The organism is Clostridium sp. UBA1056 (assembly GCA_002316385.1).
Classification (GTDB): Bacteria; Bacillota; Clostridia; order Clostridiales; family Clostridiaceae; genus Clostridium_J.
Genome location: DCDL01000006.1, coordinates 1 through 13959, shown reverse-complemented (window position 1 = coordinate 13959; position 13959 = coordinate 1). Strand labels below are relative to the sequence as shown.

14 protein-coding genes are annotated in these 13959 nt (G+C 30.1%); 2 read left to right on the top strand and 12 right to left on the bottom strand.

Features of this window, described 5'->3' with window-relative positions:
* Positions 1-332: 332 nt before the first annotated feature.
* The 3 genes from B3W71_RS02580 to B3W71_RS02570 form a co-directional block, all read right to left on the bottom strand.
* The gene (locus B3W71_RS02580) at positions 333-980 is read right to left on the bottom strand and encodes a phage head-tail adapter protein (protein ID WP_346887380.1); all 648 of its coding nucleotides are present in this window, start codon (positions 978-980) and stop codon (positions 333-335) included.
* 289 nt (positions 981-1269) lie between these two features.
* Positions 1270-3237 carry an FtsX-like permease family protein gene (locus tag B3W71_RS02575; protein WP_346887379.1) on the bottom strand — a complete coding sequence of 656 codons (1968 nt, stop codon included), beginning with the start codon at positions 3235-3237 and terminating at the stop codon, positions 1270-1272.
* A 14-nt stretch (positions 3238-3251) separates the two neighbouring features.
* The gene (locus B3W71_RS02570) at positions 3252-4001 is read right to left on the bottom strand and encodes an ABC transporter ATP-binding protein (RefSeq protein WP_346887378.1); all 750 of its coding nucleotides are present in this window, start codon (positions 3999-4001) and stop codon (positions 3252-3254) included.
* Between the two features lie 585 nt (positions 4002-4586).
* On the opposite strand from B3W71_RS02570, the gene B3W71_RS02565 reads away from it, so the two are divergent.
* Positions 4587-4808 carry a hypothetical protein gene (locus B3W71_RS02565; protein WP_346887377.1) on the top strand — a complete coding sequence of 74 codons (222 nt, stop codon included), beginning with the start codon at positions 4587-4589 and terminating at the stop codon, positions 4806-4808.
* Between the two features lie 177 nt (positions 4809-4985).
* Here B3W71_RS02565 and B3W71_RS02560 read toward each other — a convergent pair whose 3' ends face one another.
* From B3W71_RS02560 to B3W71_RS02530, 7 genes are all read right to left on the bottom strand, one after another.
* The gene (locus B3W71_RS02560) at positions 4986-5270 is read right to left on the bottom strand and encodes a hypothetical protein (protein ID WP_346887376.1); all 285 of its coding nucleotides are present in this window, start codon (positions 5268-5270) and stop codon (positions 4986-4988) included.
* Positions 5271-5331: 61 nt separating this feature from the next.
* On the bottom strand, positions 5332-5778 hold the full coding sequence (locus B3W71_RS02555) for a hypothetical protein (protein ID WP_346887375.1): 447 nt from the start codon (positions 5776-5778) through the stop codon (positions 5332-5334).
* The gene (locus tag B3W71_RS02550) at positions 5775-6383 is read right to left on the bottom strand and encodes an ATP-binding cassette domain-containing protein (RefSeq protein WP_346887374.1); all 609 of its coding nucleotides are present in this window, start codon (positions 6381-6383) and stop codon (positions 5775-5777) included. Before B3W71_RS02550 ends, B3W71_RS02555 begins: the two co-directional genes overlap by 4 nt.
* Complete coding sequence (locus B3W71_RS02545; protein WP_346887373.1) at positions 6380-8356, bottom strand: DUF1430 domain-containing protein; 1977 nt, start codon at positions 8354-8356, stop codon at positions 6380-6382. The genes B3W71_RS02550 and B3W71_RS02545 overlap by 4 nt, the downstream gene beginning before the upstream one ends.
* 131 nt (positions 8357-8487) lie before the next feature.
* Positions 8488-8829, bottom strand: a complete 342-nt coding sequence (locus B3W71_RS02540) for a hypothetical protein (protein ID WP_346887372.1) — start codon at positions 8827-8829, stop codon at positions 8488-8490.
* An 810-nt stretch (positions 8830-9639) separates the two neighbouring features.
* Complete coding sequence (locus B3W71_RS02535) at positions 9640-9858, bottom strand: DUF4177 domain-containing protein (protein WP_346887371.1); 219 nt, start codon at positions 9856-9858, stop codon at positions 9640-9642.
* Between the two features lie 182 nt (positions 9859-10040).
* The gene (locus B3W71_RS02530; RefSeq protein WP_346887370.1) at positions 10041-10169 is read right to left on the bottom strand and encodes a hypothetical protein; all 129 of its coding nucleotides are present in this window, start codon (positions 10167-10169) and stop codon (positions 10041-10043) included.
* 392 nt (positions 10170-10561) lie between these two features.
* Between B3W71_RS02530 and B3W71_RS02525 the strand changes: the two genes are divergently transcribed.
* Positions 10562-10741: a plasmid mobilization protein gene (locus tag B3W71_RS02525; protein ID WP_346887369.1), complete on the top strand. Its 180-nt coding sequence runs from the start codon at positions 10562-10564 to the stop codon at positions 10739-10741.
* 492 nt (positions 10742-11233) lie between these two features.
* Here the strand turns inward: B3W71_RS02525 and B3W71_RS02520 are convergent, their stop codons facing one another.
* Both B3W71_RS02520 and B3W71_RS02515 read right to left on the bottom strand, forming a co-directional pair.
* Positions 11234-12193, bottom strand: coding sequence for a C39 family peptidase (locus B3W71_RS02520; RefSeq protein ID WP_346887368.1), 960 nt, complete (start codon positions 12191-12193; stop codon positions 11234-11236).
* 774 nt (positions 12194-12967) lie between these two features.
* The gene (locus tag B3W71_RS02515; protein WP_346887367.1) at positions 12968-13825 is read right to left on the bottom strand and encodes a C39 family peptidase; all 858 of its coding nucleotides are present in this window, start codon (positions 13823-13825) and stop codon (positions 12968-12970) included.
* Between the last annotated feature and the right edge of the window lie 134 nt (positions 13826-13959).

The window sequence follows — 13959 nt, the reverse complement described above, 5'->3', positions numbered from 1 at the left end:
ACTAATCTAAATAAATATTGAATAAGTACCTATATTATTAACGTTCTGCTGCTTCGGAATAACTAAATTAAAGATTTATATTCTTACTTATGCAAATGGCATTCGCTAACAATAATATTAGGCTCTATTTTAAACCAATATTGATATATGAACATAATAAAAGTGGACAATTTAAGCTGTCCACTTTCCTAGCATATTTTACTATACTAATTTCTAGATTTGGAACTCCAAAAGAAACTAAATCTACAAAAGCACTTAGTGCCCAAATAATTGATCCTTTAGTCCGTATATTATTAATATTGTTCATTTAATATACAATGATCACTAAAGTGTCATTTTTTTATTTTGTTTACTATTCTTAAACAACCATCTAGGTGCAGCATTTGATGTCTTGAAAATGGCATAAGCAACAACCCAGCATATGTTTTCTTGCACCAATAATCAACAAGCCAAAAAGCATTTTCATTATCTGACACAGTATGAAGTTTCACCAACTCTGCTTTTCTATCATTAGATACTTTAGTTTTTGAATCTTCATAACTCATATCTTTTATTATATTATTTGTATTAGTTAAAACATCAGTCATATAGTTTTTCAATTGATTTATATCTAATATTGTACTAAATTCAACTAATTTATCACGTTCTATCTCATTACCTGTAGTTATAATAGGCGAATTTAATAATTTATTATAATGCTTTTCAAAGAAAATTTGTTCTTTTCCTGCAATTAAAGTGTTTGATGTAGTATCTTCAATGCGAGTTAGATGATATAGATAATATGCTATCGTCTTATCAGTAGAAAGAGGCATTTTTACGAAATCATCAAAGTTACAAGTTGTAAATATATAATCATATACTAACAACAATTCATCTCTAAGTTCAAATAGTTGTTTTTTCCCAAGCTCATAAGAATTTTTTCTTTTTATATTTGTTTGAAACGACTTGAAAATTTCTGAACGTTCCTGCTTTGTTTTCATTAAATCACTCCTTCCAATCTTCTAATAGCATTAAACCTCCTATTTATCTAACTCACAATTTAATACAATTGTTATTTACTTCATATTCTTATTATACATAATTCATGGATTATAATTCCAATAAAAATATGAATTAAATAAAACTTATACAAACATCGACTGTATTGTCTTGAAATCTTTAATTATAGTACAGTTATAAGGTATACTACTTTGTACGTTTACCATTATATTTGCAATTTCTTAATATATTCTCACCTTTGCAATGAAGACATACTTTCCCCTTAATTTATTAGCTTAATGCAATTTTATAACAGGAATACTTCGTTACCTGATAGTAAATCATATAAATCACAGAAAACAGGGCAATGGAAAAAATAATAGGAACCATAACAGCGCTGCTCTTTCCCAGCAAGTCATCCATTAAGGCAGATTTATAACAGATTAGTGCAAAAATGCTATGGAGTAATCCCAGTACATAAGGTATTAGAAAGTAAATCTGCGTCTGTCTACGAATTGCCTTCTTTATCATAGGGGTACTATATCCCATCTTACTCATGATTTCATAATCGTCCTTATCATATGTTACGGCAGAGATATTTTGAAAATAGAGGATACTGCCTGTAGCAATTAGGAAAATAACTGTGGCAAAGCAAATTAGAAGAAGGGTGGAACTATTTAAATGTACCAATTCTTTCTGCCTTTGATAAGCGCTTACCAAATATGGATTATCCGGCATGATTGAATAAATTGCTTCGTAAGCTACTTTACTGGAACGGATATTTTCGCCGCCGATACTCATTACAGTAATAGGGCTTATTCCATTTTCCTCCATGGCTTTATAAACTCCATCTGATACCACCAAGGTGCTGATGCTGTTTCCAAAGCCAATAGGGTTTTGCAGACTGATATCCGTAACCGTCAAATCTGCAGATTCTCCCTTGCCCAAATCAAGATGATATACCGCTCCAATATCACTCTGATCTGGACGATATTTAATCAAAGCACAGTCCTTGTCTTTAAGATCAGGGATTTTCAACTGTTTTCCCTGTAGTTTCAAGAGAGAAGCATAATCTGATTCACTTATGCATTCAAAGCCCGGTTCTCGTCCTTTATCCGCACTTACATTATACTCAATGGGTAGTTTATCTGAAGTAGCTGTAGTTTTCAAAATCTTCGTTTCATAGATTTGATAATTATCTCCTCCCACAGCTTGATCTAATGCGGCCAATGCCTGTTCACTTTGTTCTGCATTTGTTACCCTAAATTCAATTCCAGCAGGTATGATCCTTTCCAGAGCTGCAATGGGATACCAAGTTGACAGAATTGTAGAGCCTAAAATAGTCAAAGTACCAGCAGAGAGCAGAATCAACAGTATTAATGACTTTGCGTTGGAACGAATACGATGCATGAATTTTGGCACCACAATGATTGTATTCTCGTGGTATAGCTTTCTTTTGTGCTTTTTTATCTGCTTACAAACATAAGGTAGAAAAGAATAAATAAACAGTGCAGTTCCACTCACCACGCATAGCATAGTTAGCAAAGCAATAGGTGAAAAGCCGATGGTATGCCATACTGAGCTTTTTCCTTTTGTTATATCCAGTGCAAGAGCATATCCCGCTACAAGAAGAATGGCACCAATCACAGCCAACCAATTACGAATTTTTATTGGCTTCTCAGTTTTCTTTTCCAAACGAACTAGATCCAATAGAGTGCTTTTCCAAAGTAGCTTTGTATTGGACAATGTAAGTGCAAAAATCACAGCAAGTACAAATAGCAGACTAAAGGAAACAGCCTCCGAATTGATAAATGGAATTCTATTAATATCAATGGACAGATCAAGCAATACAGTAATGCCTACCGTCAATCCTTTGTGAAGCAGACTACCAGTTACAATACCAATGATCAGTCCACCAATACAGATAAAAACATTTTCTATTGTTAACAGTTTTAGCATGGCTGATTTCCGATAGCCAAGCAAAGCATATACCCCCAATTCTTTCATACGGCGACGCATAAAAAATTTGTTTGAATAGGACATATAGAAAATAACAAAGGCCATTACAAAAACTGCTACAGTACGGCACATGGTTTCTACCCTGCCATCTGAAGAGATACACTCCATGATTACCTCATTCTTTGAGAATGAAATAAAGCAGAAGAAAATCATCAGCACAAAGGAAACGGAAAATAGGTAGAGAGAATAAAAGGAAAAATTCCGTTTCAGATTCTTAAATGCGATTTTTGATAATTTCATTGTATCCGCCCCCTCTACCGATTTCCGTCTTGTCGAGCGGACTCATTCATAATAGCCTCATAGAATTCCCTGCGATGACGGCCATCTTTCTTTAATTCAGAAATAATATGACCGTCTTTAAAGTATAGGATTCGATCTGTATAGCTTGCTGCATAGGGATCGTGGGTTACCATCAAAATAGTTGTACCCATAGACTCATTTACTTCACTAAGGGCACCTAGTAGTTCTGTGGCAGAACTGGAATCTAGAGCACCTGTAGGTTCATCAGCAAAAATCAGCGGTGGTCGTTTTACCATTGCACGGGCTGCGGCGACACGTTGTCGTTGGCCACCTGATAGCTCACTTGGGTATTGGTTCAATTGTGAGTCAATGCCGAAGAGTTTGGCCAGTTCCTCAACCTTTTCGTCAATTTCCTCTGCAGGTATATGAAGCAAAGTCAACGGTACAGCAATATTCTCATGAACGGTTAAGCTGTCCAATAAGAAATATTCCTGAAAAATAAAACCTAGATTATCTTTTCTAAAATCAGCAGCCTGGTTTTCACGCAACTGCTGAATTTTAACTTTATTAATTATAATTTCACCACTGGTAGGTTCATCAATAGTAGAAAGAACATTCAACAAGGTTGTCTTGCCAGAGCCAGACGCCCCCATAATACCTAAAAATTCTCCAGCTTTCACATCAAAGGAAACATGATCTAAACCGGGTTTTGGCTGGTTATCATAAATTTTAGTAACTTCTTTTGCTGTAAGTAATATACTCATAAAATCTCGCTCCTTTCGTATTACGTACCTTAGTATAACTCCTTAGCCTACCTTTGCCATGAGCAATTCACGCAATCTTTTTAACGCTTTTTACTCAAGGGAAAGTTTTTTGAAAAAGATATACTTACTGTGTAAATACAAAAGCGATAAATAACTAATCACATTGACCGTTATTTACCGCTTACTAGGATTTTATTCGATGACTATCCGCTCTAATACTCCCATCGCACTCTGTGAAAGCGATTATTACCAAATCAGAGATTTGGGCTCTCTGCTTTTCTTCAAAATGGGGTAAAGAGCGGCTACGACCCTTCCTCCTGTTTTACATATACTCATAAACACACGACTTTATATATAGATACACTAATATTATATTGTAATACAATTCTAAAGCCAATCTTTTAATCGTTAATGTAAAATAGCAATAATATATATTAATTCAAATTTATTATAAAATAATTTCTTAAAACACCGTATTATTTAAATCAGAATTTTACAGTGTTTTGAGTTGCGATACAACTGTAAGCACCTGTTTTAATGTATAATATATTTAAAGAAGATAATGGAAGTAGGTTAGAATAAAAGATGAAAAAGTATTTAATATCTTTAATTTCACTTTTCATAAGTATTACATGCGTAGTTTCTTGTATTATTATGTATGATAGAACTTCAATGGAGATATCTTTCTTACTGCCAGTGGCTGGGGTATTCTTTAAAATTGGAATCACCACAGCACTTGCAGTTTTTGTGATATCTTGCTATGAAAAATCAGAAGAAATTGTTAAAAAATTAAAAGAAACAGAATAATTTAATTGATGAAATAAAAACACCGTAATATTCAAATCAGAATTTTACGGTGTTTTGCGTCTTATACAACCATTGTCAGCTATTATTATGTTCAAGCCACTATTTTTCTCTCTTACTTTTTCTATTAATAAAACCAATTACCATAAAAATTATAGGCTATATTTTGATTAAACTTTGCTAAATACCTATGTGTGATGTAAACCATAATCCTAATTTTGTTTTATACAAGTCCATTACTGAAATGCGGTTATCTTCATAGAACAAGCGAACCATTACGCTTCCTTTATCATCGGAAGTATATTCTAGCTCTGCAGTTCCTTTTAACGTTTCTGTAAAATATCCATTACGTAAAGTGTAACGTCTTGCAACCCTTATTGGATTCGCATGTATGAATATAAATGATACCAAAAAATAAATAGTAATAGCTAATGAACAAATAGTAGTTAGTTTTGGTTTTTTCATGATCAATATCTCCTATCTTACGTATAGCAAAGAAGTTAGTTAATGTATCGAATCATTACTATTATTCTAGCGGCCACATTTCATTAGCTTTAGATAGTAATGATTCGATACTAGCTTTATTTTTCTCAATAGCTTGGACAGCATATGTGTCATCTTTATCTATTGGGTTCATATTTTCATCAACATAAATTTCATATCCCACCCCATCCTGCTCTACTCTTATACCATACTTATATCCACCAGATATCAATGGCCATATAATTAAAAGTTCACCTGTTTCACTGTTTGAAACTGCTAAATTCCCTGTATAATGTAAGTAACCTGGTTTTTTTACATGATAGTTATATCCATCTTTTAGTGTACTATAGGAAAGACCTGGACCAAATTTAGGTAAATCTTTTACAAATTTATTATATTTTACGGATGTTATTGAAAGCCAACTAATATTTAAAACTACAAATACTAATATAATAAATATAAGAATCTTTTTTCCATTTATCTTAATCATAAATTAACCACCCTATTCCCTTGTTTTTTTATGTCCTCATCATGTGTAACTAATATGATTGTTTTACCTTGTTCATTCAGTTGTTTTAATATATTAAGTACATCTTTTGCATTCTTTTTATCTAGAGATCCCGTTGGTTCATCAGCCAATATAACATCACATTTTTTAAGCATCAATCTGGCTAAGGCTACTCTTTGTTGCTCACCACCTGATAATGTGTATACCTTTTTATTTAATTTTTCTTCTAACCCTACAATCTTTAATGCCTCTTCTATTGATAAACTTGTCTTACAATCCTTGCGAATAAATTTCAAGTTCTCTTTAACCGTTTTATTATCAACTAATGCAAAGTTTTGAAATAAAAATCCTATTTTTGTTCTAAAGTACTTTAAATGATTCCTTTTATCTTTAATATCCATACCATCAACAATTATTTCTCCACCATCTATATTTTCAATTGCTCCAATCATATTTAATAAGGTTGTTTTACCACAACCACTTGGTCCTGAAAATATGATAAAATCTCCATCTTCTATTGTTAAATTAAAGTCTGAAAATATTGTGTTATCATCAAATTTTTTGGATATATTCTTTATTTCAATCATAAATTTCCTCCTTTTAATATCTTTTGAATATTGGACTTTTCAATTCTATTTATATTAAATGTAATAATAGATACTTCTAATATTAAGATGATGAGTCCTCCCAAAGCCAAATAATGACCTATCTGAGTTTCCATTATTATATTAACAATAATGGCTATTAGTATACTTGATATTGTAGTTATAACTGTCATCATAATAATTTTCCTGTTTTTTTGAAAAATACTATACCCAAGGACTTTCTTAATAGAGAGTTCAATAGCATTAACTTTGTACTCTAATATAATAATTGAGTTAATAATAATAATCTCTAAAAGTAAAACTAAAACACTAAACACTAAATTAATATATAAAACTCTTTTTGCTACAATCCACATATCTTCATATTTTTCTAAAACATTTATTTTCTGAATAAATTGACCTTCTAAATCATGTTCAGCTATAAATTTGTTAAATTTATTAATTTGGTCCTCTGATGATATTTGGTACATAAGATCATATATTTCATCTAATGAATTAAATTTTAGGTTTTTAATTTGATCCTCTGACATATTATTATAAATAATAGCAGGTTTTTTTACTAAATGACTTCCGTATACATAATCCTCGTCTATTCCAACAACCTCAATACTATCATGGTAATAAATCACATCATAATCGTAAACAGAATCAACAACCTCATTAAAAGGTGTATTTATTTTTAGCACGTCAATAATTTCAAGATCATTTTCCATTCCATCAGGTAATATAAAGTAAAAATCTTTATCTAAGTTTAAACTATTAAGTTCATCTATTTTACTGGATAAATGATCAAAAGCATTTCTATTTGCAGAAATAGCTCCTATATTTTTTGCAGAAGATAAATCTTTTACTGAAGTTGCATTAAATTCTTTGAAAAATTCTTTATAAAATGTTTCTTGTACAGCGTGAGATTCTTCCCACATGCTATTCAGAGAGCCATCACTATTCTCAGTTGGTTTATACATAAACTTAACATAGTAATAATCGGAATGATCTTCAAAAAAAGTTCTTTGCTTATAAAAACTACAAGATTGAAAAATAAAAGCTATATTACTAGATATTATAAAAATGGTAATAATGGTTGTAACCAACTTTAAACCATAATTCAGTGATAACAGCTTTTTAGAATTTTCACCATTAGAAAAAGCCTCTTTTACCTTAGAAAAGTATAAACTTAAATATAATAATCCATTAATACATAATAAAATAACAAATGATATAATTGAGATTTTAAAATTAAAAAATATGTAAGTGTATTTAGATAGAATAAAAAATATTAATGTAAAAGATGTTATAAAAGCAAAAGAATCTAATAGGATATTCTCCAAAATAATCTTACTTATTCTTTCTCCCATAGTCATTCTAATAAGATTTTCTTTTTTGTGTGAAATAACATCATAAACGGAAAATAATAAAATAATACAACTGATAAGTACCCATATAGCAATGGTATTATTTTCTGATTCTTTATCAGGATAACCTGGTCTAGGATGATTACCTGCATACTTGTCGATTAATTCCATTTTAAATTGATGAACATTCTCTTTACTACCAATAACATAATATTCATTTTGACTTTTAATATTAGGTACATTATCAATATTGTTAAATCTAAAATTAATGCTTCCTAAAAGAAGGCTTGTATACTTTCCTTCAAATATATTTGAATTTTCATTTATATAATTTTCAACGCCTGGTGTCCCATAAATATCATATTCAGTAAGAGAGCTGTTTGGATGAGACTGTACAAAAGTAAATACCTTAACTTCATTACTAGTTGCTGAATTAGTAATATCAGTAATCATTTCAGCACTTGTTGTATTATCTTGTAAATATAATGTAGTATATGCGTATTGAGAATAAAAATTATCTAAATAAAAAATATGACTTTCTCCGATAATTAAGAGTCCTATAAACATAATACAAAAACTAATAATATACTTAATTTTTTTCAAAAAGAATTCCCCCAAATTATTCATTTTCTGTCATAACTAAGATTTATAATAGTTTACTACTTTATCATTCTTATATTAAATAAGATGATAAAGTAGTAAATTTTAATTCATGCTAATAAATGAATAGTATATTAATAGATCATTCCATACCATACTGCTGAACCTGAATGTCTAACTTTTAACTGTGCCCAAATACCTCCTTTTACAGAACGAGTTTCATGTCCACCATTTCCATTTGAAATTGCTGATTGATGAGATCCCTTATATATCGAATAACAGTAATCTTCATCTAGCCAATCTGTTTCGAATCCATATTTAAATCCAAAGCTTGAATCACCTTGGCTTGCTTCCCAGCTGCTTGTAAATCCACGCCCTTCATTATGAACTTTCCATGTTTGAGCATGTGCATTTGTAGGGATAAGTAACACTCCTAAAAGAGTTAGAACAGTAATTATTTTTTTTGTTTTTTTCATAAAATTGCCCCCTTAAATTAAAATTGAAAATCTTGCTAATTTAATTTAATGAAATAAATGCGCAATTATTTCATCTTTATTTTACAGATATATAATTATATAACAAGCTTGTCTTCATTTATTATATATGCTTTGTAAACATTTTCATAATTATGACTTTTCTAGATGTAGATTGTATTTATCAAATTAATATTAGTAATTATTATGCTACTAATATTAATTGTAAAATATACTGTGATAACCATATCATATATTATATTTAATTTATGGTAAAATGAATGAAAGTTGATATTTTGTGCACAAGATTCTAAAAAATAACTAAATATTAGACAACAAATAGTAAGTATATACTTTTTTCTGGTTTATTCTTAAGTAGAATTTGGTGACAACTTTAGTTGTTATCAAGGATAAAAAACACCTTATAAATTCAGCTTAGAGGCTACTGAAAGGCACTTTGAGAAGCAAATTTTAAATAGATAACCTACAGAGCAGTTACAAGGTTTCTTATTACTGCAACTTATGGAGGCCCTTAGTAAGTCTTATTGGAAGTGTGAGAAATTAAATATGTATATATTCATAAAAATATAGCTTTCCTCTAGGAGGCCTAATCCTAGTTGTATCAAAGGTTTAAGTGTGGTGGAATATCGGAAGTGTGGAAGATAAGAAGTTAAGAATATGGGAAGGAGCATGGGAAAAATGGCACTTAAAAAGTGCATTGGGGATTTTACTATTCGGAGATTATTTTGCATACCTCGAAAGATAGGCAAAGTCGTGCCTACAGAGGTTCTACTCATAATCTGGTACAAAAACCTATAATGATATCCTTCTCTTAAATATGCAAACAATACTTCTTGTATAACCATTTCCTTGATTGGTTGATACACTGCTTACCAATTCCCAGCCTGAATTTCCAAGCCGATTTATCTCAGTTTCTAATTTATACACGTCGACTTTTCCGCCTGTAAACCCTTCTGTGTCATAGACATAAGTACAGTATTCATACTTTTCCATCATATTCACTCCTTTCATAATAAAAGCCATACATAAATCAAAGGCTTACCGTTTTACTACAAATACTCCTATTATTACTTGCCATATTTTTCGTCTAATTTCTATTGACTTTTTCTATTGATAAGATAAAATGCTTCCCCAAAATACTAGAACAACGAGTTAATCTATATTAGTTATATACATAATATTTTCTAGATTACTTAATTACTTTCACTTTTCTCTTGTTTTGCTCTCTCAGCTCCATCTTTAAATCCATCAATGAATCCGCAACCTACAAAGCTTAAAGCTACAATTGCACATAAAAAAACACTTATTAGTCTCTTCTTCATAACATTACCCCCTATTTTATATATAATTATACCAATGAAGTAATATTGTTACAATGCCTCCTTAACTCTCTATCATTTAGCAATATTCCCTCTATCTTGCTAAGCTTTTCTTTCTCGTCTTTACTTTTCAGTAGGAATTTTATAGAATTCTCTCACTTTCTTATAATAAGTTCTTTCTTTTTTTATCCTTTATTTTACTTAAGCCTATGGAGGAATAACCCATTATTTTAACTATTTCATTATCTTCTTTTGAAGATTTAAATTTGAAGCTTTAAACATGTCTTTAAAGTTCCACCAATGTACTTTGTGTAAATTTTAATAATCCCTCTTGTAATTACATAAATTTCCAGTAAAATAGTAATTATAAACTGTTTTTATAAAGAGGTGTTACTATGAGAAATCCAAAATCAGAGGTCTTACAGATAAGGCTTTCTGAGCTAGAGAAAAGAGTTATCAAAGAAAAGGCAGAATTACTTGGTATGACTATGACAGATTATATAATAAAGTGTTGTGTATTTAGCAATGCTACAGATATGTTTATTGAAAAGTTCATGAAACCCAGTGTAAAATAGAAGGCTCATTTAAATTAGTTAAGATAAAGAGACTATCTCAAAATAATTTACTAAACTTTATTAAGTGTTAACTTTGTCTATGTTTTTTATAAAATCTTTAGCTGCAAATATATGTTATAAAATTTTCTTAAATATAGGAAATTCCTAAATTGAAACAAAAAATAATCACCAAATTCATCTTAAATACCATAATTTTAAAGATAGGCATTTAAAAATAAATTTGGTGAATAATTCATGCTTAATATAATACAATCAAGGACCTTATGTATCATGTAAAATGAAGTTTTAACATCTATCCCTACAATTTGAGACAGTTGCCGTAAACAGACTTCTAAGTATCAGTATTTTTGATACTTAGAAGTCGTTGTCCTTTAAGGGAAGTCGTTATCCAGGGTCGTAGCCGCTCTTTACTCCCACTTTGAAAAGGATGGGAGTATTAGAGCGGCTAGTCATCGGATAAAATTTACATTCAATAGTCTTATTAAGGCTATTTTACATAGCTGTAAAAGTCCATAAGTTTTCAGTTTCCTTCATAAATACATCTATATCCCATGTTTGGCTACTTCTTATTTTACTATCAGAATCATTTATTATTATCTTGTTATTATCGTCAACTCCAGTTAATACTAGATAATGTCCACCACTAGTAAATGTTCCAGGTCCCATACTTGCTATTATTGGTTGCCCTTTTTTCAAAGTACTTATTATAGCATCCTCAGTTAGTGGTAATTCTTTACTCTTTAATCCAAAATGTCCTGCTCCCTCAGTCATAAGGGTCCAGCTTGAACCTACTCCTTCTACCAAATATCCATTCTCATCACTAAATTCTGCTACGACTTTTGGATTTATGTCTTTATTACCTGTAAGTCCTGCTGCTACCATTGCTAAAGATGTAGGTCCACATCCATTAATGGCAATAAAATCTGAACCATACTTCTCATATCCCCATCTTTCATCCCACTGTATAAAAAGTGGAATTTGCCCCTTTTTATAATCTTTTTTTGTTGATATAACTTTATTTGTTGATGCATCATAATTAGGATAATTTGCAACAAAATCTATGGTCTCATCTTTTTCTGATGCTAATTCTATAAGTTCTCTTGGGTATGAATTTATATCACTTAATATCATACTAACATTAGGATTATTATTTACTTTTTTTAATAAGGTTTGTATTACTGGATCATTTGAATTCTTTACTTCTTCCGGTACTTTAGCTAAATAATCTACTTCTTTCACTTCTTGTGTTTCTTCCTTGCTTATTTGTGCTTTTTCCTTGCCTATTTGTGCTTTTTCCTTGTTGAAATTTGAAATAAATATTATTTCATTAATTCCATAATAACCTATGCATCCTATTAATAATAGTAAAGCTACAATACCTATTATGTATTTAAAATTCTTTTTAGCTTTTCTTTTCCTTCTTTTCTTTTTTGTTTTCATCAAATTGTTCATACTTTTCAACTCCTTAGGTAATAAATTTACACTAATTTTTTCTAAAGTTTATACTGTCTATCTAAAACTTGTAAATTTTTATAATGCTTAGATTGTATAATTAATTACAACAATAAACAGAGTTCTTTGCTTCAGAGGGAGTTCTTACTCCAACTGAAGCTTACTAACAGACTTCTTTAATATCAGTATTTTTGATACTAAGAAGTCGTTATCCTTTAAGAGAAATCGTTATCCAGGGCCGTAGCCACTCTTTACTCCAACTTTTAATAAGATGCGAGTATTAGAGCAACTAGTCATCGGATAAAAAATAAAATCATTATAATTAACTTATGTTAAAATGTAACAACTATAGAAACATTAACAAAAGAGTTTAATTATAATGAATAATAAACATTTTATCATAGAATAAGGAGAAAAAATACTAAAATATTTTTCATTAGTTTTTCTATAACATAAATTGTTAAAAAACTAATGAAAAATATAATCAAGAACCTTATGTATCATGTAAAATGAAGTTTTAATACCTCCACCTACAATTTGAAATAGTTGCCATAAACAGAGTTCTTTGCTTCAGAGGGAGTTTTTACTCCCTCTGAAGCTTACTAACAGACTTCTAAGTATCAGTATTTTTGATACTTAGAAGTTGTTGTCCTTTAGTGGAAATCATTATCCAGGGTCGTATCCACTCTTTACTCCAACTTTTAATAAGATGCGAGTATTAGATCGGCTAGTCATCGGATAAAATTTACATCCTATAGTCTTATTAAGACTATTTTACATAGCTGTAAAAGTCCATAAGTTTTGGGCTTCATTCATAAATACATCTATATCCCATGTTTGGCTACTTTTTATTTTACTATTAGAATCATTTATTATTATCTTGTTATTCCTGTCAACTCCAGTTAATACTAGATAATGTCCTTCACTAGTAAATGTTCCAGGTCCCATACTTGCTATTATTGGTTGCCCTTTTTTCAAAGTACCTATTATAGCCTCCTCATTTAGTGATAATTCCTTACTCTTTAATCCAAAATGTCCTGCTCCCTCAGTCATAAGGGTCCAGCTTGAACCTACTCCATCTACCAAATATCCATTCTCATCACTAAATTCTGCTACGACTTTTGGATTTATGTCTTTATTACCTGTAAGTCCCACTGCTACCATTGCTAAGGATGTAGGTCCACATCCATTAATCGCTATAAAATCTGAACCATACTTTTCGTATCCCCATCTTTCATCCCACTGTATAAAAAGTGGAATTTGTCCCTTTTTATAATCTTTTTTTATAGATATAACTTTATTGGTTGATCCATGATAATTAGGATAATCTGCAACAAAATCTATGGTCTCATCTTTTTCTGATGCTAATTCTATAAGTTCTCTTGGGTATGAATTTATATCACTTAATATCATACTAGCCTTAGGATTATTATTTACTTTTTTTAATAAGTTTTGTATTACTAGATCATTTGAATTCTTCACTTCTTCTGGTACTTTAGCCACATAATAACCTATATATCCTATATATCCTATTAATAGTAAAGCTACAATGCCTATTATGCGTTTAAAAAATTTTTTAGCTTTCCTTTTAATTCTTTTCTTTTTCTTTTTTGTTTTCACTGAATTGTTCATACTTTTCAACTCCCTAGATAATAAATATACACCAATTTTTTTCTAAAATCCATATTACTTGTATAAGACTTGTAAACCCTTATAATTCTTAGATTGTATAATTAATTGCAACAATAAACAGAGTTCTTTGCTTC

Excerpts from the sequence above, each read along its gene's own strand:
- B3W71_RS02550 (WP_346887374.1), bottom strand. The coding sequence starts at position 6,383 with ATGATTGAAATAAAGAATATATCCAAAAAATTTGATGATAACACAATA.
- B3W71_RS02540 (WP_346887372.1), bottom strand. The coding sequence starts at position 8,829 with ATGAAAAAAACAAAAAAAATAATTACTGTTCTAACTCTTTTAGGAGTG.
- B3W71_RS02555 (WP_346887375.1), bottom strand. The coding sequence starts at position 5,778 with ATGATTAAGATAAATGGAAAAAAGATTCTTATATTTATTATATTAGTA.
- B3W71_RS02565 (WP_346887377.1), top strand. The coding sequence starts at position 4,587 with ATGAAAAAGTATTTAATATCTTTAATTTCACTTTTCATAAGTATTACA.
- B3W71_RS02525 (WP_346887369.1), top strand. The coding sequence starts at position 10,562 with ATGAGAAATCCAAAATCAGAGGTCTTACAGATAAGGCTTTCTGAGCTA.
- B3W71_RS02530 (WP_346887370.1), bottom strand. The coding sequence starts at position 10,169 with ATGAAGAAGAGACTAATAAGTGTTTTTTTATGTGCAATTGTAGCTTTA.
- B3W71_RS02575 (WP_346887379.1), bottom strand. The coding sequence starts at position 3,237 with ATGAAATTATCAAAAATCGCATTTAAGAATCTGAAACGGAATTTTTCC.
- B3W71_RS02560 (WP_346887376.1), bottom strand. The coding sequence starts at position 5,270 with ATGAAAAAACCAAAACTAACTACTATTTGTTCATTAGCTATTACTATT.
- B3W71_RS02535 (WP_346887371.1), bottom strand. The coding sequence starts at position 9,858 with ATGAAAGGAGTGAATATGATGGAAAAGTATGAATACTGTACTTATGTC.
- B3W71_RS02580 (WP_346887380.1), bottom strand. The coding sequence starts at position 980 with ATGAAAACAAAGCAGGAACGTTCAGAAATTTTCAAGTCGTTTCAAACA.
- B3W71_RS02515 (WP_346887367.1), bottom strand. The coding sequence starts at position 13,825 with ATGAACAATTCAGTGAAAACAAAAAAGAAAAAGAAAAGAATTAAAAGG.
- B3W71_RS02520 (WP_346887368.1), bottom strand. The coding sequence starts at position 12,193 with ATGAACAATTTGATGAAAACAAAAAAGAAAAGAAGGAAAAGAAAAGCT.
- B3W71_RS02570 (WP_346887378.1), bottom strand. The coding sequence starts at position 4,001 with ATGAGTATATTACTTACAGCAAAAGAAGTTACTAAAATTTATGATAAC.